The following is a 26,535-nucleotide window of genomic DNA, read 5'->3' as shown; positions in this document are numbered from 1 at the left end:
ATCCGAGACTTTTTGAGGGAGCAGCATGGGTTTGCTGGGTGATTTATGGGCATTTCGCGGTTTTGTGTTGAGCAGTGTCAAGCGCGAGATTCAGGCTAAATATCGCAATTCTCTGTTCGGCTTTGCCTGGATGATCATTCAGCCACTTTCGATGATCGTGGTGTATACGGTGATCTTTTCCCAGCTTATGGGTTCGCGCCTGCCTGGGGTGTCGGGCGGCTTTGCCTATTCCATTTATCTGTGCGCAGGCATTGTGACGTGGGGGTTGTTTGCAGAGACCACGCAGCGGATGGTGGGGGTGTTTGTGGATAACGCCAACCTGATCAAGAAGCTGAGCTTTCCCCGCCTGTGCCTGCCATTGATTGTGCTGCTGAGCGCGGGTTTCAATTTCTGCATCATCTTTGCTCTGTTTCTGGGGTTTCTGCTGGTTTCGGGCAACTTCCCAGGCTGGCCCTTGCTGGGGGTGCTGCCCTTGCTGCTGGTGCAGGTGATGCTGGCTATAGGTCTGGGGGGCATCCTGGGGGTGTTCAATGTGTTCTTCAGGGACGCCGGACAGATGTTCGGCGTGCTGATCCAGTTCTGGTTCTGGTTCACGCCTATCGTTTATCCGTTTTCCATCCTGCCGGACTGGGCGGCCGCTTTGATGCGTCTTAACCCGCTGTTGCCGCTGATGGAGGGTTATCAGGGCATCATGGTGCGCGGCCTTTGGCCGAACTGGGGTGAGCTGGCACCGGTTGCACTGCTTGCTCTGTTGCTGTGCATTTATGCCGTACTGCTGTTCAGGAAGCATGCGGGCGATATGGTTGATGAACTGTAATGGGTACGATCAGGGTGTGCGGCCTGGGCAAGGCTTATCGGCAGTACGGGTCTCGCTGGCAACGGCTGGCGGAGTGGATCATTCCGTTTTCCAGACCGCGCCATAGTCTGAAATGGGTGCTGCAGGAGGTGTCCTTTTCCCTGGACCCCGGCCAGGCGGTGGGGATCATCGGCATCAACGGAGCGGGCAAGAGCACCTTGTTGAAGTTGATCACGGGGACGACACAGCCGACTGTCGGGAGCGTGTCGGTGCAAGGTCGGGTGGCAGCCCTGCTGGAGTTGGGCATGGGCTTTCACCCTGATTTCACCGGGCGCCAGAATGCGTTCATGGCGGGCCAGCTGATTGGCCTGAAGGCCAGCGAAATCCGTGAGCTGATGCCGCAGATCGAAGCCTTTGCGGAGATCGGCGATTACCTCGACATGCCGGTGCGGGTGTATTCGAGCGGGATGCAGATGCGTCTGGCCTTCAGCATTGCGACGTGCAAGCGTCCGGATGTACTGATCGTGGATGAGGCGCTGTCGGTCGGCGATGCGTATTTTCAGCACAAGAGCTTCGACCGGATTCGCCAGTTCCGCGACCAGGGGACGACGCTGCTGATCGTTTCGCACGACAAGGCAGCCATTCAGTCGATCTGCGACAGGGCCATCCTGCTCAACGCAGGCCGGGTTGCGCTGGAGGGTGAGCCTGAGGCAGTCATGGATTATTACAATGCCCTGCTCGCCGACAGCGAGAATGCCCAGGTGGCGCAGAAGCAGACAGCTGACGGTCGCGTGCAGACGATCTCGGGGACTGGCGAGGCGAGCGTAGAGTCGGTGGGGTTGTACAACGCGACCGGTGAAAAGGTTGAGGTGGTGCGTGTCGGCGAGCCACTGGAGTTGCGTGTTCTGGTGGCAGTGCATGCGCCGATCAGCAGCCTGGTACTGGGGTATGGCATCAAGGATCGTCTCGGACAGGTGATGTACGGCACCAATACCTGGCATACCGGGCAGGTTGTCGAGCAGCCGGAGACCGGCGGACGCTACCGGTTTTCACTCCGGTTCCCGGCCAATTTCGGGGTCGGCAGCTATTCGGTGCAACTCGCGCTGGTGGACCGGGATACTCATTTGTCGAAGAACTATGAGTGGCGCGATCTGGCTGTCGTGTTCAATGTTGTCAATGCAGACCGCAACAGCTTCACAGGTTGCCTGTGGAACGAGCCTGTGATTTCGATAGAGAAACAATAATGTTCATCTCCTATGCGCAGAATTTCGAAGATGTGATGTTGTGGCGTGCGCTTGGCCACGTCGAGCGCGGCTTCTATATCGACGTTGGGGCCAACCACCCGACCGAGGATTCGGTCACCCAGGCTTTCTACGAGCGCGGGTGGTCGGGCATCAATATCGAGCCGCTGGCCAAGCATGCAAGGCAGCTGGAGCAGGAACGCCCTCGCGATATCAACTTGCAGGTAGCGGTGGGTGCGGAAAACGGCGAAATCGAGCTGTTCGACACGCCGGTGCGCGGGCTGGCCACGGCTTCGGCAATTATCGCTGGGAGGCACACTGACGCCGGCCTACAGACGGTGTCCAGTATCGTACCCTTGCGTCGCCTGCAGGATATCTGTGCCGAGCATGCGCCGGAGAACATCCATTTTCTGAAAATTGATGTTGAGGGGTTCGAGGCGCAGGTGCTGGCGGGGATGGATCTGCAGCGCTTTCGCCCCTGGGTGTTGCTGGTCGAGGCGACGATTCCTAATACGCGGGAAATCGATGCCAGCTGGGAGCCGGAAATTCTCGCTGCTGGCTACCGCCAGGTCTATTTCGACGGCCTTAACCGTTACTACGTACCGTTAGAGCGAGCGGACGAACTGGCAGGGCATTTCAGCTCGCCCCCTAATGTGTTCGATGCGTTCGTTCTGTCGGATCTGGTCAACGAGCAGGAGAACAGCCGCACACTGGCTGCGCAGTTAGGACAGGCGCACGCGGAGCTGAAGAAGATGGAGGTGCTCGCCCACCGCCTGGACGAGGCAGAGCAGCATATCGAGGCAATCTACGGCAGCACCTCGTGGCGTATTACGGCCCCCTTGCGCCAGGCCAGTGAGCATATCCGGCAGACCAGGCAGTGGGTGGCCAGGGACGGAGTGGATTTCTTCGTCAGTCAGGCAGCACGCATGCCCCGACTCAGACGTATGGTTGGGGCGCTTGCGCGCAAGACCGGCACCCATGCCCTGTTGCTGCGCTTGTATCACAAGGCTCAGGGGGCAAGATCGAGGATGGCTGGAGCCTTTCCTGACGACCACGTGGGGAGCCTGTGGCCACATGTGGATGTCGCTTCCATGCCGATGATGCCACGCGTGCCGGAAGCTTCTCGGTTACATGCCGAGCCGCCGACGGTGCCTGCCGTTTTCCGCATTACAGGGCATATCGAGGGACATTACAGTCTGGCTATCGTGAACCGCGGCCTGGCTCTGGGCCTTGAGGAAATCCGCCCTGGTTGTGTTGCCTTTCAGCCTTGGCACGAGACTTCTTATTCCAACCCAACCGATTTGCCCGCCCACCAGGCGGACGCTCTGCATACCCAGATAGCGCGCAGCGAGGCATTTGCCGGACGTGATGCGGTTTCTATCGTGCACCATTATCCGATCATCAACGATGCCAACCCGGCACGGCAGCGGCTGATCTTTTTTTTCTGGGAGGAAACGGCGATTCCCACCGCCACTATCGCGCGTCTGAATGCCGAGTTCGATGGTGTGCTGGTGGCTGCGGATTTCGTGCGCCGGGCGTTGATCAACTCCGGCTGTCGCACTCCGGTCTTCATCGTGCCGCTGGGCATCGATCATCTGATTGACGGTAACGTGGCCGCGCTTGGTGATCTGAAACCGGCGGCAGGTAATCGCCTGCGCTTCCTGCATGTCTCGTCAGCATTCGAGCGCAAGGGGCCTGATACTCTGCTGCGAGCCTATCTGGATGCGTTCACGGGCGATGATGCGGTGGAGCTGTACATCAAGACGTTCCCCAATCCGCACAACCGGGTCGCCGAGCTGCTGCACGAACTCTCCAGCGGGCTGGCTAACCCTGCCAGGGTGGTGATCGATGACGCACCACTCGACGATAACGGGATGCTTGCGCTGTACCGCAGCGCACAGGCGATGGTTTTGCCTACGCGTGGTGAAGGCTTCAATCTGCCGGCGGCGGAGGCACTGGCTCTTGGTTTACCGCTGATCGTCACAGGGCACGGGGCGCATCTCGATTTTGCTACGCAGGCCAATGCGCTGCTGACGCCCTTCCGTTTTTCCCGTTCGCAAAGCCATGTCAGCGCTGGTAACGCGTGCTGGGTGAGTGCAAATCCGGCTGATCTGGCGATGCAGATGCGCCGCTTGAGAGCCGAAGTCGAGAGTGATTCTCCCAACCTCGCAGCCCGACGCGCACGCGGTGTGGAGGATGTGCGCAGCACTTATTCGTGGCAGGCGTGCGCTGCGGCCGTCGAGAAAGTATCCCATTGGCTGCAGCAGGCTCCGGCACTCGCTGAAATACGCAGTTTGTCGCTGCTCAGCCCGTGGCAGACGCGATGCGGCATCGCCGAATACAGTCACAACCTGCTCTCGGCCTTTCTCGGAAACGAGTCCTGGCGATTGCGTGTGTATTGCGATACGCGCACGGCAGAGGATGTGGGGCAGGCGGATAAGGTGGTTCATGTCCCGTCCTGGACGCCGGGAGACAACCCCTCGGTTTGTGCGACGCTCGACCTGATTGCTCAGGACCTGCCCGATACCTTGCTGGTGCAGCACCAGCCGAGTCTGTTTGTTCTGACGCCTGCCGTTTGCAGTCGGCTGGCTGCCCTGGCCAGGCAGGGCTGCGTCGTGGTCCTGGAGCTGCATTCGACGCAGCCGCTGCTCAGCGAACATCGGCTGTCGGCGCAGTCACTGGCGGCGCTACGCCAGATAGATCGGATCATTGTGCATAAGGAAGATGACCTCAATTATCTGTTGGCTCTGGGCTTGTGCAATAACGTGATGCTGCTGACGCTTGGAGTGGTGCAGCCGTTGGAGGAGAAGAAGCGCAGCCGGCGACGCAGCGACTTCAATATTCCCGATGATGCGCTGGTGATAGGCTCCTTTGGCTTCGCACTACCGCACAAGGGTGGCGATACCCTGGTTGCCGCTCTCAAGCCGCTGGCAAGCGCCAGCGGACGCAAGGTGCATCTGCTGGGCCTGAACTCGATCCTGGACGCTCGCAGTGAACAGACCCTGGGTGATTGGCAGAAAGCTGCCCGCAAACAAGGTGTGGATAAAGATACGACCTGGATCAGTGATTTCCGCCCAATCGACGAGTGCCTGGATATTCTCGGGCTGGCCGATTACATCGTCTTCCCTTACAGGAACACTCGTGAGAGCGCCAGCGCAGCAGTGACCATCGGTTTGGCGACTATGCGACCCGTTCTGGTTTCGCCGCTCGATATCTTCAGTGACGTCGCCGAGTGCACGTGCACCATGACGGGCTATGGGGTCGATGACATCGTTACCTCAATCTGTCAGTTGGAAGCCGAGCCGGCCCGCGCCGCGAACTTGCTCGAACATCAGGCGCGCTGGCTGACCGAACGTGACTGGCAGCACGTTTCGGGCCGCTTGGCCGCCATGCTCGACGGGCTTCGCCGACAGCGCCAGATCGAGGCGGCTACGCACACTGCAGCAGCCTCAACGGCAATGACAACGACGCCACGCAGGCTGTTCGTCGATATTTCGGAGCTGCATTGCCGCGACGCGCGAACCGGCATCCAGCGCGTGGTGCGCAGTGTGCTCAATGAGCTGTTCACGGCACCGCCAGCCGGTTACGAAATCTGTCCTGTATTTGCCAACAAGGGGCAACCTTGGCGCCACACCGCTCATTTTGCGCCAAGCGGTGCTCCAGCCCAGAGCATTACCGAGGGAGAGGAAATCGTGGTCCGGGCCGGCGACATCTTCCTCGGCCTGGATCTCGGAGCGCACCTGTTTCCCGAGGCCGAAACCCAGTTGCACAATTTCCGCTTGGCCGGAGCGCGGGTATTCTTTGTCGTGTATGACATCATTCCGCTGCGTTACCCGCAGTTCACGATCGAGGCCATCCACACTGCCTTTGCCGAGTGGCTGCAGTCCTTGGCCCGCCAGGCTGATGGCCTGCTCTGCATCTCGGCAGCCGTTGCCGAGGATGTGCGGCAGTGGCTCGCCGAGAATGGCGCCCCGCTGCCGCATCCAGATGTGCGACATTTTCACCTCGGGGCGGATATTGAGCACTCCCTACCGTCCCGTGGCCAACCAGACGATGCCAAGGTAATTCTCGACACTCTGGCCGGCGGCCCGGTATTTCTCAGCGTCGGCACCATCGAGCCGCGCAAGGGTCAGGAGCAGACACTGGATGCCTTCGAGATGCTATGGCGAGACGGTAACAATGCTCGTCTGGTGCTAGTAGGCAAGGAAGGCTGGATGATGGAGCCGTTTGCTGCCCGGCTGCGGCAGCATTCCGAGCTGGGCCACCGCCTGCTCTGGCTTGAGGGCATCAGTGATGAGTTTCTGGAGGAAATCTATGCCAAAGCCGATTGCCTGATCGCAGGTTCGCAGACCGAAGGCTTCGGCCTGCCACTGATCGAGGCAGCCCAGCACGATTTGCCAATCATTGCCCGCGACATTCCGGTCTTTCGCGAAATCGCCGGATCACATGCATTTTATTTTTCCGGCAAGCGCCCCGAAGATTTAGCAAAAGCCTTGTATCGCTGGCTGGAGTCAAGGGCGCGTGGAACGGCACCCGCCTCTAGCGGCATGGGCTGGCTGACCTGGAAGGAGTCTACGACTATCTTGAAGGACATTCTCTTGGAGGATGTGGATTGATCGAGCCACGCTTCCCTCTTCTCAGGGGCAGCACAGTGCTGCCTGGAGCCTCCGATGACCGACGCTGATGCAAGCCTGTGCGAGAGCACGGAACCTCAGGCACCTGTCGAAGCCCAGGGACAGCAAACGGTCACGGTCCATCTGCAGAAAATCCCTCTGCTGTCCGGACTCGACTCGAATATCTTGACGCAAATCGGGATATCGATGTCTTTTCGCAAGGTTGAAAAGGGCAATTACATTCTGCACAAGGGTGGCGCGGGCGACTATCTTCTGTTCCTGCTTGCCGGGCGGCTGCGAGTGGTGGACCTGACGGAGGACGGAAGAGAAATCGGGCTATCGATTCTTTCTCCTGGAGATTATTTCGGAGAGCTTTCCATTATCGATGGACAACCTCGCTCGGCTTCGGTGGTGGCCACGGAGCATTCCCTGATTGCCCTTTTACCGGCACCCCATGCCTCCAACCTGATTTATTCCCATGCCTTGGTTGCCAAGCGGGTCATGCAACGGCTAACAGAGAAGATCCGCTCCGACTCTAATCACCGCTCCATTCTCGGCATCCAGAATGCCCATCGGCGTGTTTATGCCCTGCTGGCTCAATTGGTGAAAGTCGCACCTGGCGGCCTGGCAGTGATCGAGAATGTTCCACCTCAACAGGAAATCGCAATCATGGCCAATACCAGCCGTGAAACGGTATCCCGCGCTTTGCAGGTTCTTATACAGCAGGGTGTGGTGGAGAAAGACCTGCGCCGCCTGATCGTGCGTCATCCTGAACAGTTGAAGGCCATGATTTTTGAACAGGATAAGAATGGCGCTTAACTATTCTGCTGCTTGCGTACGGAGTTGCCTGACTCATATAGCGGCATTAATCCGCAGGTGCATTGCAGAAGAGGACAAACGCTTACACATGAAGTGGAGTTTTTGGCTGACAGTCGGTGCTTATGTGTTATGGCCTCCCATAGGAGCACTTACGCTCGTGTTCCTCATTGGCTTGGCCAAGGAATGCTGGGACCATCTTTACGGGACAGGCTTCTGCCTGCTTGATATGGCCTGCAACCTGGCTGGAATTGCAGTAGGCGCCGCCTTGGGCAGCATGGTTATGCTTGGAGCGCTTGCCTAATGCCCAGGCTCGCGGCGTTCACTCGTCTGGGGCTGGCCTTGGCTGTTTTTTGCCTGTGCATTCTGCTGGAGGGGCTGCGGCCACCCTTGATCGAGCGTCTGGATGAGGGAGTTCGCGATGCAGTTTTGCAACACGCCGCCGTGCCTGAGCTTGAGGGGCGGGTACTGTTGGTGGATGTTGACGAGGAAAGTATACGGCGCTTGGGAAACTGGCCCTGGAGTCGGGCGCTAATCGCTGATCTGATCGAAGTGCTTTTGGCAGACTACGGTGCTCGGGCCATTGGTCTGGATATCGTTTTTACCGAGCCTGGCGACGCACTCGGAGATGCTCGCCTGGCGATGCTGGCGCAACATGCCCCCCTTGCGCTGGCGCAGATCATGGATTTCACACCAAGGCAGCCGCCATTGTTCAGGGGGCATCTGACGCCTCCTTATCAACCGGAAGCAGCGCTCCAGGAAGAGCTGACGGTTGCCAAACCTGCTTATGGTTTTATCGGCAACCATGCAGTTCTCAGCGAAGCTGCACGCTGTGTGGGTAATATCGGCTATCTGCCGGATGCAGACGGTGTGTTGCGGCACTTGCCCGTTCATTCTCTTTTTGATGGCCAAAGGTACCCGCTGTTCGCGCTGGCTCTGCTGGAATGCGCTGCAAATCCACCGCCTGCCGGTATCAGCCTGCCCCAGCCTTCCACTGCGGGGCTGTGGCGTGTGCCTTTCAGGTATTCAGCTAGTGCTTATGTGGTGATTCCAGCCCATGAAATTCTCACTCATACGGCTCCTGTTGAAATGGTGAAAGGCCGCCATGTGATTGTGGGTGCGTCTGCTATGAGTCTGGGGGATCGAGTCAGTACACCCCTCGACCCTCTCACAACGGGAGCACTGGTACATGCTCAGAGCGTATCCGCCCTGCTGGATGCTGCACATGCTGACGCCCCCTCCCCCAAGGTGACTTGGTTGCTGTCATTGTGGCTGTTGCTGAGCATGGTCCTGGCAGCTCATGCTTTCAGTCGTCTGGCGGCCAGTGGCAGCTTGCTGTTGCTCAGCGCCCTCTGTCTGTCATGGATGGCAATAGCCATTGTCGGAACACGACAGGGCGCTACCTGGCCTTTCTTCACGCCCTTGGCAGGTTATGTGCTGCTGTTCCTGCTGCTTGTGCCTTATGAGTGGCGATTAGCGCAAAGACAAAGTCGCAAGGTTCTGGAAACGCTGTCGCATTATGTTGCGAAGCCTGTGCTGGATGAGTTGACCCGCCAAGGGCTTGTTTACAGTCTTGTGCCGGTACACAAAGAGATCACCGTGCTGATCGCCGATATGGAGGGCTATACCAGAAATACCTCTGCACTGGAGTTGGAAGCGGCAGCCCAGTTGACCAAGGGTTTTCTCGATTGCCTGACCCGTCCGGTATTGGAGCATGGAGGCACTTTGGATCGCTACACCGGAGATGGCGTAGTGGCATTTTGGGGGGCGCCACTTGCTTGTCCGGATCAGGCGGACGAGGCGGTAAGCGCTGCCCTACAGATTCTTGAAGAGATTGAAATCTTCAATAAGCGCCGGTTAGCCGATGGCTTGGAAGCTGTACGGGTAAGGATTGGCATCGAGAATGGTCAGGCGTTGGTAGGCGATCTGGGTACACCGTTCCGCAGCACTTATACCGCCGTGGGCGACTGCATCAACTTCGCCTCGCGACTGGAGGCCGCAGCTCGGGAATTACCCGTCTCGCTGGTCATTGGTGCTTCGGCCAATCAGAAGCTGCAGCGGCACCAGACCTATGCAGTAGGTACTTTACAAGTACGCGGCACCAACACGGTGATCGAAATTTTTTCGCCTGTGCAGTCCAGGCCCGCCTTCCCCTCCAGACGGATCGCTCATGCGACGCCTGGAGGTGTCGGTGCAGCATCGGGCCCGTGAAGCCAGGTCAGAACGACTTACCACTCTCAACACGAGCAAGATCGGCTTCAACCATCAGCTTGCAGAGCTCTTCAAGCGTTGTGCTCGGTGCCCACCCCAATACTGCCTTGGCTTTTTCAGGGTTGCCGATCAGCAGATCGACTTCTGCGGGGCGATAGAAGCGCGGGTTGACCTGTACCAGCGTTTTACCGGTCTTGCTGTCGATGCCGCGCTCATTTTCTTCGCTGCCCTGCCAATCGAGCTGGATGTCCACTGCCTTGAAGGCCAACGAGACGAAGTCGCGCACGGTCTCGGTGCGGTTGGTGGCAAGGACGAAGGTATCCGGCTGATCGACCTGCAGCATGCGCCACATGCCTTCGACGTATTCCTTGGCGTAGCCCCAGTCACGCTTGGCGGCGAGGTTGCCCAGTGCCAGGCTGTCCTGCTTACCCAGGGAAATACGCGCCGCCGCATCGGTGATCTTGCGGGTGACGAATTCCTTGCCGCGCAGCGGGGACTCGTGGTTGAAGAGGATGCCGCTGGTACCGAAGATGCCGTAGGACTCGCGATAGTTGACGGTCATCCAGTGGGCGTAGAGCTTGGCGGCGCCATAGGGGCTGCGCGGGTAGAACGGCGTGGCTTCGGTCTGCGGGATCTGCTGGACCTCGCCGAACATTTCCGAGGTGGAGGCCTGGTAGAAACGGATCTTCGGGTTGACGATGCGGATCGCTTCGAGCAGGTTGACTGCGCCAATCCCGGTGATTTCAGCCGTGGTGATGGGCTGGTCGAAGGAGACGCCGACAAAGCTCTGTGCTGCGAGGTTGTAGACCTCGTCAGGCTGGGCCTTTTCCATCAGGCGGATGCTTGCGCCCAGGTCGGTGAGGTCGTGTTCGACCAGTTCCAGATCCGGGTGGCCGATGGCGCCGACTTCCTCCAGGCGCCAGAAGTTCACCGAGCTGGTACGGCGGTAAGTGCCGAACACCTTGTAGCCCTTTTCCAGCAAAAGTTCGGTGAGGTATGCCCCGTCCTGGCCGGTGATGCCGGTGACGATTGCAGTCTTGCTGTTCATGCTCATTCCGTTGTTTTCCTTTCCAGGGCTCGCGCTTGTTCGCTGCGAGCCAGCCACACATTTACGTTTTCGATGCTCTGCTCGGACAGCCGTCCGGCCCAACGATTCAATACCAGAAGATTGGTGATGAAATCGTACTGGGCCTTGAGCAGGTCACGCCGCGCCTTGTATTCATTCTGCACGCTGGTCAGCACGTCGACGGCGTTGACCACGCCGTACTGAAAGCCGCGCTCAGCGGCAACGCTGGATTTTTCCGCCGACTCCAGTGCATTGCGCGAGGCGCGTATCCTTTCGATACTGGACTGGGCCGTCAGGTAGGCGCTGGTGGTTTCCTTGACGACCTGGCGGCGAATCGCTTCCAGTTGCTGTTCGGTCGCCAGACGGTCACTGTGCAGCGAGCGCACACGCGCCGAGGCGGAGCCGCCACTGTATATGGGGATCTGCACGCCGAAACTGGCAACGTAGCTGTCCGAACGCGGCGCCAGAGTGTTGTCATAGCCCACATCACTGCGCTGGGCGCTGAGGTTCATGCTGAGGCTGGGATAATGCGCGCCACGGCTCTCGCGCACTGCTGCATCGGCTGCGCCCAGGGCTTGTTCCCGAGCCTTGAGAGCGGGGTTGGCCGCCAGGGCGCGATCGATCCACTGATCGATGGCCTCGCCGGGAACCTGCAGTTCAACGTCTTCACGGATGCGGCTGAGCTTTTCCTCGACGGGCCTGCCAACGATCTCGGAGAGTTCTTCGCGGCTGAGCCGCACCTGATTGCGCGCCTCGACTTCCTGCGCGGCCAGTGCATCGACACGCGCCTGCAGGTCGAGCACGTCGGTGACCATGGCCATTTTCCTGTCGTACAGGGCATTGACGCGGTCGAGGTTCTTCTGGGTGGCGCGACGCTCGGCCAGGATCAGTTCCAGCTCGTCATCGGAGGCCAGCGCGACGAAATAGCGCTGCGCGAGATCGACCGTGGCTTCGGCCTGGGCATCCACCGATTCGAATTCGCCCTGACGTGCAAGCTGCTTGAACTTCTGGTAGTTCTCCCAGGCGGCCTTGTTGTAGAGGTGCTGGCTGAGACGAAGGGCGTAGCTTTCGTTGTTGTAGCTTTCGGAGTAGGTTTCCACGTCACGATTGGTGCGGTTGAAGGAGCCACTGGCGGTAACCTGCGGGAGCAGCCCGCCAAAGGCTTCGCGCTGGCGATCCACACCGGCCTGGGCATGCGCGTAGGCAGCCAGCACGCGGGGGTCTTCCAGCCGCGACTCGCGGTAGAGCTGCATCAGGTCAGCGGCATATTCATTAGCGCTGATGCTGGCAGGCGCTGGCGGCAGGTTGTCAGGCTCCTGGGCATGGGCGTGAGCAACGAAGGCGGCCAGAAGCAGGCTGACGGCTATTCGCACGATCAATCCTCGATCATCGATTTGGCAAAGGCGTCGGTCGCCGGCGATACCAGGTACTGGAGCATGGTGCGCTGGCCGGTATTGATCAGGACTTCAGCAGGCATGCCGGGCTGCAATTGCAGTGAGCCGAGCGCACGGGTGCCTTCTTCGGTCAGCACCACACGCGCCAGGTAATAGGGCATGCCGGTGTCCTTGTTGATCAGACGATCGGCCGAGACATGTACGACCTCGCCCTTCATCACCGGCGTGGTAGAACTGTTGAAAGCGCTGAAGCGAATGTCGGCCTGCTTGCCGACCCGTACACGGTCGATATCGGCTGGCGATACCTGGGCCTCGACGATCAGGTCGGATTGAGCCGGAACGATGTCCAGCAGCGGCGTGCCGGGACTGATCACGCCGCCCACGGTGTGCACGGTCATGCCGATGATCATGCCGTTTTCGGGGGCACGGATGACGATACGGGTCAGGCGGTCTTCAAGGGCGGACATGCGCTCCTGCAGGTCGAACACTTTGGTCTGCACCTCGGCAAGCTGTGCGACCACTTCGGCGCTGAAGTCCTTGTTGAGCTGCAGGATCTGCAATTCGGTTTCGCTGATCTGCAGGCGGGTCTTGGTGATTTCCGACTGATGATCGGCGATCTCGGAGCGCAGCATGTTCAGTTTGCGCTCCTGGTCCAGCAGGCGCTGCTTGTCGACGAAACCTTCGGCCAGCAGATCCGCCAGCTCACCTATTTCGTCCTTGTAGGATTTTTCCAGGCTGCCCTTGGTGATGATTATCGAACGCAGGCCGCTGATCTGCTCCTTCAACTGGCCGATGCGCTTTTCCAGCACCGCCACTTCGCCGAGCCGTGAGCCTCTGCGGGCATTGAATACCTGGGTCTCGCCTTCACGTGCTTCCTGGGCACGGTGGCTGTCGCTTTCGAGCATGCGGCTGTAGTCAATCGTCTCAAGACCATCACGCTCGGCCCGCAGACGCGCCTCCATGGCCTGGGCGGCAACCAGTTGGCTACGGGTGATGCCGTATTCGGCTCGCACCTGGGTATCGTCGAGGACGATCAGCGGATCGCCGGCGGAGACGACTTCGCCGTCACGGGCATGCAGCTCCTTGACGATACCGCCTTCGAGGTGCTGCACGGTTTTGCGATAGGACTGTACCGTCACGACACCGGGCGCCAGGGCTGCGCTTTCGAGCGGCGCGAAGGTGGCCCAGGTACCGAAAATACCGAAGGTGACGAATACGATCAGGAAGCCGATCAGTCGAGTCCGGTAATCGGAGGTTGGCAGGCCGGCCAGGCTATCTTCAATTGCTTTGTTCATACTGGTCATCTAGATAGTCCTGCTCAGGTACGCACTGTGGCGGCGCTGACGCTTGGAACAGCCTGGACAACAGGCTGCTGGGCGGCCTGTTGCTGTTTATTCAGTTCAGCCATGACCCGCTCACGCGGACCGTACATGGCGATTGTCCCGGCGCTCATAACCAGTAACTGATCCAGTTGGGCCAGAATACTGGTGCGATGGGTGATGATGAAAATGGTCGCACCGGTGGCCTTGACTTGCTGGATCGCTTGCGCCAGAGCACGCTCACCCACCTCGTCAAGGTTGGAATTAGGCTCATCGAGAATGATCAGCCGGGGTGTGCCATAGATGGCTCGCGCCAGACCGACACGCTGACGCTGCCCGCCGGAAAGGTTGACTCCGTCGCTGCCGATGACGGTGTCGTAGCCTTCGGGTAGTTGCAGGATCATTTCATGCACACCTGCGGTCTTGGCGGCGGCAATGACTTTTTCAGAGTCGATCTCGCCAAAACGGGCGATGTTTTCGCTGATGCTGCCCTCGAACAGCTCGATGTCCTGAGGCAAATAGCCTACGAAGGGCCCCAACTCCTGCTTGTCCCAGTTATTGATGTCCGCACCGTCAAGCCGTACCACGCCGTGCTGCGGTGCCCATACGCCCAGCAGGGCACGCGCCAGCGTCGATTTACCCGAGGCGCTGGGGCCGATGATGCCCACCACCGAACCTGCGGGTACCGCAAAACCAATGTTCTTCAGAATCGGTGTTTTTGAACCAGGCGCGCTGACGATCAGGTTTTCGACCAGTACATGTCCTTCGGGTGGTGGCAATGACATGCGCTGCGGCTCGGCCTGCTGAATATCCAGGATTTCGTTGAGGCGGCTGTACTGTGATCGCGCGCTGATAAAGCCTTTCCAGCTGCCGATCATCAAATCGATTGGCGCCAGTGCACGGCCCAGCAGGATGGAGCCGGCGATCATCAGGCCGGGGGTGATTTCCTGCTTGACCGCCAGGTAAGCACCCAAGCCCAGGATCAGCGACTGCACCAGCATGCGGAAGGTTTTAGACGTATTGCTGATCAAACCACCGTTGTCGCTTGCCTGCGACTGCAGTTGCAGCACTTTCTTCTGCCGCTGCCCCCAACGCCCCATCAGAGTGTGCAGCATGCCCATGGACTCGATGACTTCGGCATTGCGCAGGTTCTTGGTGGTATAGAGGCTCGCAGCAATATTTTGTTTGTTGGCTTCGGCGATCGACTTGCCCGTGAGCCTTTCGTTAACGGCCGCAAGGCACAGCAGGACGATGGCGCTGGCAATCGCCACCCAGCCGAACCATGGGTGAAAGAGAAACATGACGCCAATGTAGACTGGCAGCCAGGGCGCATCGAAAAACGCGAAAAGACCGTTACCCGTGAGGAACTGACGCAACCCGGTGAGGTCATTGAGAGGCTGCGCAGAGGCGTCCATGCCACCGCTGTCCAGAGCGCGCTTGAAGCTCGCCCGATAGACATCACGGCTGAGCAGGACGTCGAGCTTGGTGCTCAGGCGAACCATGATGCGTGAACGGACCCATTCCAGCCCACCCATGGTGACCATCAGCACCGTCATGATGATTGTCAGCATTACCAGCGTGGTGATGCTGCCACTGGTAACGACACGCCCGTACACCTGGAGCATGTAGAAGGATGGCACCAGCATCAGAGCGTTGACGAACAGGCTGAAGAAACCAACCGAGATAAAGCTTCCCCTGCAGGCCTTCAGCGCGGCCTTGAGGCTGTTTTCATGTGTGCTGCGCATAGATTGGGAACTGCCAGGACGTTGAAAAGCGCGGGAGTTTAACACCGATGCTTTCTCGATTGTAGGAGCGGACCATGCCCGCGAACCGATGCCCGACGTACTGCGCGGCTCCCTTCGCGGCCAGGGGCCGCTCCTACAGGTGTTGCGTGCTTCCAGCGTGTCTCTCACCCCCGCGCGTAGGAGCGGGCCCTGCCCGCGAACCAGTGCTCGGGCATCGGCATGGCTTCGTTCGCGGCCAGGGGCCGATCCACATGGATGGCATTGCGCCCGCGAAGCAACACGGTTGCCCGGTTGCGTCGCGCCCGGTAGAGTCTTGCGCCGCTTCCGAATGGCTGGTGAAGCCCGCCGCCCGTGCAGCCACCCTCCTTTCGCCAAACGAACACGACTTCGGAAGCCTCATGCGCGTCCTTCATTTTTTCAAAACCTACCTGCCAGACACGACCGGCGGAATCGAGCAGGTGATTTACCAGCTATCCGAAGGTGGTCGCAGCCTGGGTATCGAGAGCGAGGTGCTGACGCTGAGCGCCGATGCGCAACCCGCTCGCCTGCGCGTAGCGAACCATGAGGTGCGGCGGGCGCGGCAGGACTTCTTCATCGCCTCGACGGGCTTTTCCCGCGAAGCCTTTGCGGCGTTCAAGGAAATGGCACGCGAAGCCGACGTGGTGCATTTTCACTTCCCCTGGCCGGTGATGGATGTGGTGCATTTCGCCACGCGCCACGGCAAACCCTGCGTGGTCAGCTACCACTCCGATATCGTGCGCCAGCGCGGCTTGCTGACCTTGTATCGCCCGCTGATGATGCGCTTTCTGGCCAGCGTTGACCGGATTCTGGTGGCCTCGCCCAATTACATGCGCAGCAGCGAGGTGCTTTCGCACTTCACCGACAAGACCGAGGTGATCCCCTATGGCCTGGACCGCGCGGCCTATCCGGCACCGCCTGCCGAGCGGCTGGCCCATTGGCGGGCGCGGTTGAGCGGACCGTTCTTCCTGTTCGTTGGCGTGCTGCGCTATTACAAGGGGCTGAGCTTCCTGCTGGAGGCGCTGGAGGGAACGTCCTGGCCGGTGGTGATCGCAGGCTCGGGGCCGGAAGAGGAAAACCTGAAAGAGCAGGCACGCCGGCTTGGCCTTCAGAATGTGACCTTTCTTGGGCGTATCGATGATGCGGACAAGGCCTGCCTGCTCGAACTGTGTCATGCCTTTGTGTTTCCTTCGCATCTGCGCTCGGAGGCGTTCGGCATTTCGCTGCTGGAAGCGGCCATGTACGGCAAGCCGATGATCTCCTGCGAAATCGGCACGGGTACGACGTTCGTCAATATCCATGGCGAAACCGGCCTCGCCGTGCCGCCAGCCAATCCTCCGGCCTTGCGCGAGGCCATGGGCCGCCTCTGGGACGATCCTCAGCAAGCGCAACAGTTCGGCGCCAATGCGGCGATACGCTTCGAGCAGTCATTCACCGCCGAGCGCATGTGCGCAGCAACCGCCCGGGTATACCGTGAGATCACCCCGTAGGAGCGGGCCACGCCCGCGAACCGACGGTCCGGTCAGAGCCAGGCCGCATCCCATAGCGGGTATTCACCCACCCGCGTGACCAAACCGGCTCTGAGTGGATTGGCCACGACATAACGCACCATGGCCTTCAGGCTCTCATCCTGCCTGACAGCGTGATCATGGTAGCCCGGCTGCCAGAATGGCGGCACCAAGCCGCCGGCTCGATTGATCTGCCTGCCGCTGTGCGATTTCATATCCCGCATCAGCCCGTCCAGCGTTCCGTCGGTGAGGCGGAACAACCAGTGCAGATGGTCCGGCATGATCACCCAGGCACAGGATTCAACCCTGCCCTGCTGCTCGGCCTGTCTCATGACATTCACCAGTAGCCGACCCAACCGCCAGTCTAGAAATATCGGGCGCCGGTTACGCACTACGGTCGTCACCAGGTAAATCCGCCCCACCTCGGATAGCCGGCCTTTTCTAAGCGTATGTCCGTGGGCTATACGTTCCTGCATATTCCGGCCTCCTTGCCAGGTTTCGTTCGCGGCCAGGGGCCGCTCCTACAGGGGCGACGCAATCTGCCAAACCTGTAGGAGCGGGCCACGCCCGCGAACCGATGCTTCAGGGGATATGGATGCTGGCCTTGGTCCCTTTACGCGCGTATTCGCTTTGCAACGCCTGGCGCAGCTGTTCCTTGGCCGAGGCCTCGCCGTGTATCAGGCGAATCTCGCCGGGCCAATGGCGCATGCGTGTGATGAAGTTGACCAACCCGCGCTGGTCGGCATGGGCCGAGTAGCCACCGATGCTCTCGATGCCGGCGCGAATGTCGATGCGCTCGCCGTCCAGCTCGACGTAGCCACCGCGCGGGCCGAAGCGCTGGATGCTCTCGCCCGGCGTGCCTTTGGCCTGGTAGCCGACGAACAGGACGTTGTGCCTGGGGTCGCCGAGCATGGCCTTGAGATAGTTGACGATCCTCCCACCGCTGCACATGCCGCCACCAGCGATGACGACAGCCGGACGCCCGCTTTGTGTCAGGTGCCGGACCATTCGCGTGTGGTCATCGTGGGAATCGATGGTCAGCAGTTGTTCGAAGGCCAGCGGGTTGCGTCCCTTGCGCAGCCTTTGCTGGGCTTCGGCATCCCAGAACGGCTGAAGCTCGCGATAGGCTTCGGTGAAGCGGCTGGCCAATGGCGAGTCGAGGATGATCGGCAGCGCCTGCCAGCCTGCATCGGCGCCCGGCCTGCCCCGCCGGGCGCGAAAGATGATGTCTTCCAGTTCGTAGAGCAGTTCCTGGGTGCGCCCGATGCTGAATGCCGGAATCAGGACACTGCCCTGATCGGCGAGGGCCTTTTCGATCACCGTCTGCAGACGCTGCCGGCGCAGGCGACGGTCATCGTGGTTGCGGTCGCCATAGGTGCTTTCCAGCACCACCACATCGGCGCCGTAAGGCGGCTTCGGAGCGCGCAGCAGCGGTGCGTAGGGCGCACCGAGGTCTCCGGAGAACAGCACGCGCCTGCGCTCGCCCTGCGCTGGGTAGTACAGATCCACTTCCACATAGGCGGAGCCGATGATGTGCCCGGCACGCTGCAGGCGAATCCTCGCTGACAGGTCCGGGCTTTCGTGGAGGCTGAACCAGCTGTTGTAGGGCAGTGCGATGATGCGCTGCCGGATCAGTGCGAGGTAGCGCTCGACCTTGTGCTGGTCGCGGCTGACGCCCAGCTTGAAGGCATCCTCCAGCACGATGGGTAGCAATCTAGCAGAAGGTTCGCTGCAGAGGATCGGCCCTTTGAAGCCAGCCGCGAGCAGATAGGGAATCCGCCCCACATGGTCGATATGCACGTGGGTGGCGATAAGGGCGCGAATGCCGGTGATGTCGAAGTCGATCTGCAACCGATCCGCTCCGGCAGCACCTGCCGAAACCTCCGCCCCCTGGAACAGGCCGCAGTCGATCAGCAGGCTGTGCCGATCATCCATGCGCAGCTGGTGACAGGAGCCGGTCACCCCGTCCCGCGCACCGTGGTGAATGATTTCCATCGGTTAATCCCTTAACGCTGTCTTGGAGCGGCAAAGGATAGCGTGACAGTTCGCCGTGGGCGGTTGCCCGGTTCACAGTCAGGAAGGTTACGCAAAGGATGGAGCCCATGGGCGGACTTGAACCGCCGACCTCTCCCTTACCAAGGGAGTGCTCTACCGCTGAGCTACATGGGCCTTGAGAGGGCGCACATCATAGAGATTGCGGCAGTGCGCCACAAGCCCCCACCGGTAGGAGCGGGCCCTGCCCGCGAACAACGGATTGCACGGCGGCGGGGCCCGCTCCTCGGCGATTCGAGCAATTCCGGCCATACCCGCCCGTGAATCGCGCCCATTTCGCGCACCTTGACCCTGTCCATGGCGCCGCTTAGCCTTGCCCATCACTCCGCTTCAGGGACCGATACAATGCCGCGCACACTTACTCTGGCCCTCGCCGTCACCGCCGCCGTATCGGGATCCGCCTGGGCTGAAACTGCCCCGGTGCTCGCCCCGCGCAGCGACCTGGTCAGCGTTTATCGACTGGCGGTGGAAAACAACGCGGACCTTGCGGCGGCACGCGCCCAGTTCGAGGCGATTCGCGAAGCCGTGCCCCAGGCTCGGGCCGGCTTGCTGCCTAATCTGCGTGCCGGTGCCGAGCTGAGCGATACCCGCACCGGAGTCGATACCAGTGCCGGCTCGCGCACGCTGTCACGCAGCGGCACGGCTTACCAGGCGACCCTGAGCCAGCCGATCTTTCGCGCCGACCGCTGGTTTCAACTGCAGGCCGCCGAGGCGATCAGCGAACAGGCGGCACTGGAGTTTTCAGCTGCCGAGCAGAACCTGATTCTGCAAAGCGCCCTGGCCTATTTCGCCGTGCTGCGCGCGCAGGACAACCTGGCGGCGGCCAAGGCCGAGGAGGCCGCCTTCAAGCGTCAGCTCGATCAGGCCAACGAACGTTTCGAGGTGGGCCTTTCCGACCGCACCGATACACTGGAGGCCCAGGCCGGTTTCGATACCGCGCGAGCCAACCGGATGGTCGCCGAGCGGCAGGTTGAGGATGCCTTCCAGGCGCTGTACACACTGACCAATCGCAACCATGTGGCGCTGGAGGGCATCGAGCACAGCCTGCCGGTGTTGCCACCGATGCCCAACGATGCCAGCCGCTGGGTCGATACCGCGATGCAGCAGAACCTGACCCTGCTGGCGGTGGATCAGGCCGTCAATGCCGCCGGCGAAACCCTGCGCCAGCGCCGTTCCGGCCATGCGCCAACGCTGGATGCGGTGGCCGCCTACCGCAAGGGCGACAATGACAGCCTGGGCTTTGCCAACAGCGGCATGAGCGATGTGCTGCCGGGCTATCCGCGCTACAACGGCAACGTCGAACAGGGCAGCATCGGTCTGCAGTTGAATATCCCGCTCTACAGCGGCGGCATGACGAGCTCGCAGAGCCGCCAGGCGTTTCACCAACTGACCGAGGCTGAACAACGGCGCGAGGGCCTGCGCCGACAGGTCGTGGAAAACACCCGTAACCTGCACCGTGCGGTGAACACCGATATCGAGCAGGTGCAGGCACGCCGGCAGTCGATTCTCTCCAACCAGAGTGCGCTGGAGGCTACCGAGATTGGCTATCAGGTGGGCACACGCAACATCGTCGATGTGCTCGACACCCAGCGCCGACTGTATGCGGCGGTGCGTAACTACAACAACGCGCGCTACGACTACATTCTCGACAACCTGCGGCTGAAGCAGGCCGCCGGCACCCTCAACCCCGGCGACCTGCAGGACCTTGCCACCTACCTGAAGGCCGACTACGACCCGGACAGCGACTTTCTGCCACCGGATTTTCCGAAGCCTTGAGCACCGGTTCGCGGGCGTGGCCCGCTCCTACGACAGGTGGGATTGCGACGCATCTGTAGGAGCGGCCCCAGGCCGCGAACGGAACCACACCGATGACCGGCCACCGGTTCGCGGGCGTGGCCCGCTCCTACGACGGATGGGATTGCGACGCACCTGTAGGAGCGGCCCCTGGCCGCGAACGGAACCACGCAGATATCCGAACCACCGGTTCGCGGGCGTGGCCCGCTCCTACGACAGGTGGGATTGCGTCGTACCTGTAGGAGCGGCCCCTGGCCGCGAACGGAACCACACCAATGACCGGCCACCGGTTCGCGGACGTGGCCCGCTACGGGGTGATCAGCCGCTCCAGCCCTGCCAACAGCCTTCCCAACGCGCCCTGGTTGTTCTTCAACACGGTGTATCCCGCGTTTCGCATGCGATCGGCTCGCGCGGGATCGCTCCACAAGGTCTCGGTCTCCCTCGTCAACTCGGGAGCACTGGTGATTTCGGCGAGTGCGCCGGCGTCTCGCAGTTGCGCGGCGATGTCGAGGAAGTTGAACAGGTGCGGCCCGGTGAGCACGGGTTTGCCGAGCGCGGCGGGCTCCAGCAGGTTGTGCCCGCCGGTGGGCACCAGGCTGCCGCCGACGAAGGCGACATCCGCCAGCGCGTAGAGAAACAGCAGCTCGCCCATGGTGTCGCCGAGCAACACCTGCGTAGCCGCTTCAGGCGACTCGTCCAGGGAACGCCTGACCGTGACGAAGCCCTGCTTGCGGCACAGCTCGTACACCGCACCGAAACGCTCGGGATGACGCGGCACCAGGATCAGCAAGGCATCGGGACGAGCCACCAGCAGTTGCCGATGCGTAGCCAGCAGGATCTCATCCTCACCGGTATGCGTGCTCGCCGCGATCCAGATCGGACGTTCTTCAGCCTGCCATTGCCCGCGCAGCGTCGCCGCCCTTGCCGGCAGCGCCGGGTCGATGCTGAGATCGAACTTGATCGAGCCGGTCACCTCGACGCATTCGGGCCGCGCACCCAGACGACGAAAGCGCTCGGCCTCGGCTTCCGTCTGCACGGCGATCAGGCTCAGCTCGGCCAGCATCGGCGCGGTCAGCCGGGCGAAGCGTGCATAGCCTCGGGCCGAGCGCTCGGACAGCCGCGCATTGGCCAGCGCCACCGGAATGCCGCGCCGCGCGCACTGATGAATGTGGTTGGGCCACAGCTCGGTTTCCATCACCACGGCCAGTTCGGGCTGGACACGATCAAGGAAGCGCGCCGCCGCCCAGGGCAAATCGTAAGGCAGGTAGCAGTGCTGCACCCGCCCGGCGTATTCGCTGCCGCCGAACAGCGCCCTGATCCGCTCGGAGCCGGTCGGCGTCATGCAGGTGATGGTGATCGGCAACTCGGGATAACGGGCCATCAGTTCGCGGATCATCGGCGCCGCCGCGATGCTCTCGCCCACAGACACCGCATGCACCCAGATACCACCCGGCCTGAGCGTGGGCAGGCCAAAGGAGAAGCGCTCGCCGATACGCCGCGAATAGGCCGGCGCCCGCCTGGCGCGCCAGAGCAACCGCAGGAACACCAGTGGCAGACCGAGGTGGAACAGGAAGGTATATAGGGTACGGTTCATGGGAGCGGAGTTTACGCGAAAGAAAAGCGGGCGGCTCTCTGCTGGAACGGGCCATGGCCGTGAACGGAGCCGTATTGGTTCGCGGGCAGGGCCCGCTCCTAGAGGTCATCCGGTTTATACTGCCGGCCCACATTTACAGCTTTACAGGCGAGGCTTCCATGTCCGAACCCCTCAGCACCGATGTCCTGATCATCGGCGGCGGCGTCGCCGGTCTCTGGCTCAATGCGCGTCTGCGCAGGCAAGGCTTTGCCACTGTGCTGGTGGAAAAAGCCGCATTGGGCGGCGGGCAGAGCGTGAAGTCACAGGGGATCATCCATGGCGGCACCAAGTACGCGCTGACGGGCGCGCTGACAGGCGCCTCCGAGGCCATCGCCGACATGCCCAGACGCTGGCGCGAGGCGCTGGCGGGCAGTGGTGAGCTGGATCTTTCCGGCGTGCGGTTGCTCTCCGACGCCCACTATCTCTGGTCGCCGGGCACCCTGGCCGGCAACCTCACCAGTTTCTTCGCCAGCAAGGCGGTACGTTCGCGGGTCGGCCAGGTCAAGGGCAGCGACCTGCCGCCGGCACTGCAACACCCGAAGTTCAAGGGCAAGGTCTACCGCCTCAGCGAGCTGGTGCTTGATGTGCCGAGCCTGATCGCCCGGCTTGCAGAACTCGCCGGCGATAGTCTGCTGGCCGCTCAGCAGATAGAGCCATTGCACGAAGGTGATGAGCTGGTCGGCCTGCGCGTGGATGGACGGGAAATCCGCGCCCAGCGCATCGTCTTCAGCGCAGGCGGCGGTACGACCGAGCTGCTGGCGACGCTGGGCCTGCAGCAACCGGCCATGCAGCGCCGCCCGCTGCACATGGTCATGGTCAAGGCGGCGACGCTCAAGCCGCTCTACGCCCACTGCCTGGGCGGCGGCACCAAGCCTCGGATCACCGTGACCAGCCATCCGGCGGCGGATGGCGAATGGGTCTGGTACCTGGGCGGCGATCTGGCCGAAGCCGATGGCGTGGCGCGCGACGAAGCCGGCCAGATAGCCTCGGCGAAGAAGGAACTGGCCGAACTGGTGCCCTGGATCGACCTCTCCGCCGCGCACTGGGCAACCTTGCGTGTCGATCGCGCCGAGCCCGCGCAGTCCAGCCTGGCCCGGCCAGACAATGCCTTCCTCGCCGAGCAGGGTCGCCTGCTGGTCGGCTGGCCGACCAAGCTGGCGCTGTCGCCGGACTTCGCCGACCGCGTGCTGGCTGCGCTGGAGCGCGACGGCATCCTCCCCGGCAACCAGCCCCCCCTGCCGCAGCTGCCACGCCCGGCTGTGACAGGTCCATTCTGGGAGGGCCTGCTGTGACGTTGCACGATCATTATCGCCCACTGGGCAGCACCGGGCTGATGGTTGCACCGCTGGGCCTGGGCACGGTCAAGCTGGGCCGCGATCAGGGTGTGAAATACCCCAATGGCTTCAGCATTCCCGACGATGACCAGGCGCGGCAGTTGCTGGCGCTGGCCCGCGAGCTGGGCATCAACCTGATCGATACCGCGCCGGCCTATGGTGTCAGCGAGGAACGCCTGGGGCCGCTGCTGGCCGATCAGCGCGACGATTGGGTAGTCGTCAGCAAGGTTGGCGAGGAATTCGAGAACGGCCAGTCGCGTTTCGACTTTTCCGCAGAGCACACTCGCTCCTCTGTGGAGCGCAGCCTTAGGCGCCTGCGTACGGACCGCATCGAGCTGGTGCTGGTGCATTCGGATGGCAACGATGTAGATATCCTGCGTAACAGCGGCGTCTACCAGACCCTTGCGGAGCTTAAGCAGGAGGGCAAGATTCTCGGTTTCGGCTTCTCCGGCAAGACAGTGGAAGGCGGACTACTAGCCTTGGAACAGGGCGATTGCGCGATGGTGACCTACAACCTCAACGAGCAGGCCGAGCGCCAGGTGATCGACTACGCCGCCGCCCACGGCAAGGGCATTCTGGTGAAGAAGGCACTGGCCAGCGGCCATCTTGCGCCGGGGGAAGACCCGGTACGCCGCAGTTTCGAATTGCTGTTCAGCCAGCCAGGGGTCGGCAGCGCCATTGTTGGGACGATAAACCCGAAGCATCTTGAGGATAATGTCTGCACGGCAGCCTCGGTGTTGAGCAGCAAAACGTCGGATTACGCCTGCGGCTAATTCGACCTACGAACTGACAGCTCCCGTAGGAGCGGGCCACGCCCGCGAACGATGGTCAGTTATCGGCCCAGTCCATTCGCGGCCAGGGGCCGCTCCTACAAGGCACCGTCGCTAGTGCCGCATCGCTGTAGGAGCGGGCCATGCCTGCGAAGCGATGGTCGGTTATCGGCCCCGTCCATTCGCGGCCAGGGCCGCTACGGAGAAACAAACCCATGCCAAAAGTCCTGCTGCGCAAGAGCCCCGCTGCATTCAAGACCCTGCCGCTGTATGTCGAAGCCAGCCCGGACAGCCTTCGCTACCAGAGCCTTGGCAGGCCGCTGAATTTCAGTGAAGTGATCGAACGTCGACGCCCGGTGAGCGCTCCCGATACCGACACCTTCGCCATCGAGCTGGCCAACCTCGGCGTCTCGGTGCGCCTGACCCTCTGCTGGCAGGGCCGCGAATATTGGGTCCTGGTCCGTCAACGCCGCCTGGATCGCGGCGACGTGGTGCTCAAGCTGATCTCCGGCTATGTCCCGGCGCATGAGCTGAACCTGCCGCTGCTCACCGCAATTCAGGAAATCGCCGAAGAGTGCCTGCTGGAAACCCCCGAGGGCTGGCTCGCCGGGCGCTTCGGCGACACCTGGCTACCCACGCCCTACCAGAGCAGCCTGCCCTATCACGAAACGCTCCATTTCAAGCTCGCCTCGCTATCGGGTGCAGCACGTCCGGTGCAGTGCGGTAGTCAGGTGCTGATGGAGCGCCCGCGCGCCTATGTCCATTTGCCCACGGCATCCCTGCAACTGGTCTACGACATGCGTCTGGAACTGCCGAAGGGCGCCCGCCAGCCCAGCCTGTTCCACGTGGACGAGCGCCTTGAGGATGGGCAACTGGTAGCGCGCCTGGATCGCGGTCGGGCGGATCTGTATCTGATTCCACTGTGCCAGGGCCAGCCACAGGAACAGCTGCTGCAATTGCGTAACGGTCAGTTCAGCACTGTGAGTACACGCGGACTATGGCTCTCGGAAAGCTTCGCGCCGCAGGATGGATGGCTAGTGCGTGAAGAGCGCATTCGCTGGAGAGATTGGTGGGCGACCAGGCCGCTCAACGTGGTGCGCTGAAGTGCTGTAATCAGGAGCAGGCAGCGTCGCGAAGACTCAAGGATTACGTCGTCGAATTGTCGGATTACGCCTTCGGCTAATTCGACCTACGAAAAACGTGACACCGTGCTGTCGTAGGTCGGGTCACGCTTCACCGACCCGACGAGCAAGCGATCAAACACCATACAAATAGGAACCGTACCCGTCGTGGTCTTGTAGTTGTTTCCCACAATAGGTTGCTGCAATACCTGTGGCTTCAGCCACGAAGTCTTCACGAGTACGCTTTCATTCCCGATGCATCGATAGACGGAATGGACATCAACGCAGCTTGCCGTTACTTTTCATCGAAAGGTAGTACCTAGTGATACTGAGGGGTTCTGGCATGGCAACTTCAATCAAAATCGACGATGAATTGAAAAGCCGTATCCAGAGGCTGGCAGGGTTAAGGCATCGATCAGCCCACTGGATCATGCGTGAAGCCATCGAGGAGTACGTAGCGCGCGAGGAGGCCCGCGAGAGCTTCAAGCAGGAAGCATTGGCATCCTGGGCCTCGTACCAGGAAACGGGCCGGCACCTGACCAGCCAGGAAGCTCGCGCCTGGCTCAATACCTGGGGCACTGACGTGGAAACGGAGCTGCCCGAGTGTCACGACTGATCATTACCGAAGGCGCCGGACGTGGGCTCGAGCGCTGCAGGCAGTTTCTGGCAGGGAAAAGTCCGCAGGTAGCCCGACGTGCTGGCGAGGCGATTGGACGACACCTGACCCAGCTGGAACAACATCCAGAGATCGGTCGTCCGCTTCCCGATCTGCCAGAGTTGCGCGAGCTGGTCATCGAGTTCGGAGACACGGGATACGTTGCGCTTTATCGTTATGTACCCGCTGAGACGACCGTGTATGTGCTGGCCTTCAGGCACCAGAAGGAAGCTGGATACTGAGCAGGCAAGCGTCGCGAAGACTCAATAGCGGCTCGTCGGATTACGCCTTCGAAACCCGGATTACGCCTGCGGCTAGGGCCTGTTAACACATCTTCAGTCCGTCAACTATTAGCGCGAAGTTGATGAATCCGATGAACATCACATCAAGCTTCTCGAAGCGAGAGAATATACGCCGAAACCCCTTCAAGCGCCGGAATAGACGCTCAA

19 protein-coding genes, 1 tRNA gene and 1 pseudogene are annotated in these 26,535 nt (G+C 61.2%); 12 read left to right on the top strand and 9 right to left on the bottom strand.

Annotated features, from left to right (window positions below):
• Window positions 1–25: 25 nt before the first annotated feature.
• From G7020_RS19210 to G7020_RS19190, 5 genes are all read left to right on the top strand, one after another.
• On the top strand, window positions 26–817 hold the full coding sequence (locus G7020_RS19210) for an ABC transporter permease (protein ID WP_181086689.1): 792 nt from the start codon (window positions 26–28) through the stop codon (window positions 815–817).
• Window positions 817–2,040, top strand: coding sequence for an ABC transporter ATP-binding protein (locus G7020_RS19205; RefSeq protein WP_181086688.1), 1,224 nt, complete (start codon window positions 817–819; stop codon window positions 2,038–2,040). The genes G7020_RS19210 and G7020_RS19205 overlap by 1 nt, the downstream gene beginning before the upstream one ends.
• A complete protein-coding gene (locus tag G7020_RS19200; RefSeq protein WP_181086687.1) occupies window positions 2,040–6,653 on the top strand; it encodes an FkbM family methyltransferase in 4,614 nt (1,537 codons plus the stop codon). Before G7020_RS19205 ends, G7020_RS19200 begins: the two co-directional genes overlap by 1 nt.
• Window positions 6,654–6,707: 54 nt before the next feature.
• Window positions 6,708–7,469: a Crp/Fnr family transcriptional regulator gene (locus G7020_RS19195; RefSeq protein ID WP_181086686.1), complete on the top strand. Its 762-nt coding sequence runs from the start codon at window positions 6,708–6,710 to the stop codon at window positions 7,467–7,469.
• Window positions 7,470–7,769: 300 nt separating this feature from the next.
• Window positions 7,770–9,677, top strand: a complete 1,908-nt coding sequence (locus tag G7020_RS19190) for a CHASE2 domain-containing protein (RefSeq protein ID WP_181086685.1) — start codon at window positions 7,770–7,772, stop codon at window positions 9,675–9,677.
• A 7-nt stretch (window positions 9,678–9,684) separates the two neighbouring features.
• Here the strand turns inward: G7020_RS19190 and gmd are convergent, their stop codons facing one another.
• Genes gmd through G7020_RS19170 form a run of 4 tightly spaced genes read right to left on the bottom strand, consistent with a single transcriptional unit; the run spans window position 9,685 to window position 15,201 of the window.
• On the bottom strand, window positions 9,685–10,731 hold the full coding sequence (gene gmd, locus G7020_RS19185; RefSeq protein WP_181086684.1) for a GDP-mannose 4,6-dehydratase: 1,047 nt from the start codon (window positions 10,729–10,731) through the stop codon (window positions 9,685–9,687).
• Window positions 10,728–12,122: a TolC family outer membrane protein gene (locus tag G7020_RS19180; protein WP_258189398.1), complete on the bottom strand. Its 1,395-nt coding sequence runs from the start codon at window positions 12,120–12,122 to the stop codon at window positions 10,728–10,730. The genes gmd and G7020_RS19180 overlap by 4 nt, the downstream gene beginning before the upstream one ends.
• Window positions 12,119–13,432, bottom strand: coding sequence for an HlyD family type I secretion periplasmic adaptor subunit (locus G7020_RS19175; RefSeq protein WP_181086683.1), 1,314 nt, complete (start codon window positions 13,430–13,432; stop codon window positions 12,119–12,121). Before G7020_RS19175 ends, G7020_RS19180 begins: the two co-directional genes overlap by 4 nt.
• Before the next feature lie 23 nt (window positions 13,433–13,455).
• Window positions 13,456–15,201, bottom strand: coding sequence for a type I secretion system permease/ATPase (locus G7020_RS19170; RefSeq protein WP_181086682.1), 1,746 nt, complete (start codon window positions 15,199–15,201; stop codon window positions 13,456–13,458).
• Between the two features lie 398 nt (window positions 15,202–15,599).
• On the opposite strand from G7020_RS19170, the gene G7020_RS19165 reads away from it, so the two are divergent.
• Entirely contained in the window at window positions 15,600–16,709 is a 1,110-nt protein-coding gene (locus G7020_RS19165; protein WP_181086681.1) for a glycosyltransferase family 4 protein, read from the top strand.
• Between the two features lie 32 nt (window positions 16,710–16,741).
• Here the strand turns inward: G7020_RS19165 and G7020_RS19160 are convergent, their stop codons facing one another.
• From G7020_RS19160 to G7020_RS19150, 3 genes are all read right to left on the bottom strand, one after another.
• Window positions 16,742–17,203 (bottom strand): REP-associated tyrosine transposase, encoded by a 462-nt coding sequence (locus G7020_RS19160; protein ID WP_181086680.1) that lies wholly within the window; start codon window positions 17,201–17,203, stop codon window positions 16,742–16,744.
• A gap of 106 nt (window positions 17,204–17,309) precedes the next feature.
• Entirely contained in the window at window positions 17,310–18,722 is a 1,413-nt protein-coding gene (locus tag G7020_RS19155) for an MBL fold metallo-hydrolase RNA specificity domain-containing protein (protein ID WP_181086679.1), read from the bottom strand.
• A 99-nt stretch (window positions 18,723–18,821) separates the two neighbouring features.
• Window positions 18,822–18,896, bottom strand: a tRNA-Thr gene (locus tag G7020_RS19150).
• Between the two features lie 228 nt (window positions 18,897–19,124).
• Between G7020_RS19150 and G7020_RS19145 the strand changes: the two genes are divergently transcribed.
• Complete coding sequence (locus tag G7020_RS19145) at window positions 19,125–20,555, top strand: TolC family outer membrane protein (protein ID WP_181086678.1); 1,431 nt, start codon at window positions 19,125–19,127, stop codon at window positions 20,553–20,555.
• Window positions 20,556–20,880: 325 nt separating this feature from the next.
• Here the strand turns inward: G7020_RS19145 and waaA are convergent, their stop codons facing one another.
• Window positions 20,881–22,167 carry a lipid IV(A) 3-deoxy-D-manno-octulosonic acid transferase gene (waaA, locus tag G7020_RS19140; RefSeq protein WP_181086677.1) on the bottom strand — a complete coding sequence of 429 codons (1,287 nt, stop codon included), beginning with the start codon at window positions 22,165–22,167 and terminating at the stop codon, window positions 20,881–20,883.
• A gap of 158 nt (window positions 22,168–22,325) precedes the next feature.
• Between waaA and G7020_RS19135 the strand changes: the two genes are divergently transcribed.
• From G7020_RS19135 to G7020_RS19115, 5 genes are all read left to right on the top strand, one after another.
• Window positions 22,326–23,498, top strand: a complete 1,173-nt coding sequence (locus tag G7020_RS19135; RefSeq protein WP_181086676.1) for an NAD(P)/FAD-dependent oxidoreductase — start codon at window positions 22,326–22,328, stop codon at window positions 23,496–23,498.
• 41 nt (window positions 23,499–23,539) lie between these two features.
• The gene (locus tag G7020_RS19130; RefSeq protein ID WP_181086703.1) at window positions 23,540–24,313 is read left to right on the top strand and encodes an aldo/keto reductase; all 774 of its coding nucleotides are present in this window, start codon (window positions 23,540–23,542) and stop codon (window positions 24,311–24,313) included.
• Window positions 24,314–24,525: 212 nt separating this feature from the next.
• Window positions 24,526–25,413: a metal ABC transporter ATPase gene (locus tag G7020_RS19125; RefSeq protein ID WP_181086675.1), complete on the top strand. Its 888-nt coding sequence runs from the start codon at window positions 24,526–24,528 to the stop codon at window positions 25,411–25,413.
• Between the two features lie 361 nt (window positions 25,414–25,774).
• Window positions 25,775–26,047 (top strand): CopG family ribbon-helix-helix protein, encoded by a 273-nt coding sequence (locus G7020_RS19120; protein ID WP_181086674.1) that lies wholly within the window; start codon window positions 25,775–25,777, stop codon window positions 26,045–26,047.
• Window positions 26,035–26,328: a type II toxin-antitoxin system RelE/ParE family toxin gene (locus tag G7020_RS19115; protein WP_181086673.1), complete on the top strand. Its 294-nt coding sequence runs from the start codon at window positions 26,035–26,037 to the stop codon at window positions 26,326–26,328. The genes G7020_RS19120 and G7020_RS19115 overlap by 13 nt, the downstream gene beginning before the upstream one ends.
• Before the next feature lie 82 nt (window positions 26,329–26,410).
• Here G7020_RS19115 and G7020_RS19110 read toward each other — a convergent pair.
• A pseudogene (locus G7020_RS19110) lies at window positions 26,411–26,535 on the bottom strand (IS5/IS1182 family transposase); the annotation flags it as partial.

Origin of the sequence: Stutzerimonas stutzeri, assembly GCF_013522825.1 — a bacterium.
GTDB classification, from domain to species: Bacteria; Pseudomonadota; Gammaproteobacteria; order Pseudomonadales; family Pseudomonadaceae; genus Stutzerimonas; species Stutzerimonas stutzeri_AK.
Note: the sequence above shows the minus strand (reverse complement) of the source record. Positions and strands in the feature narration are given on the sequence as shown.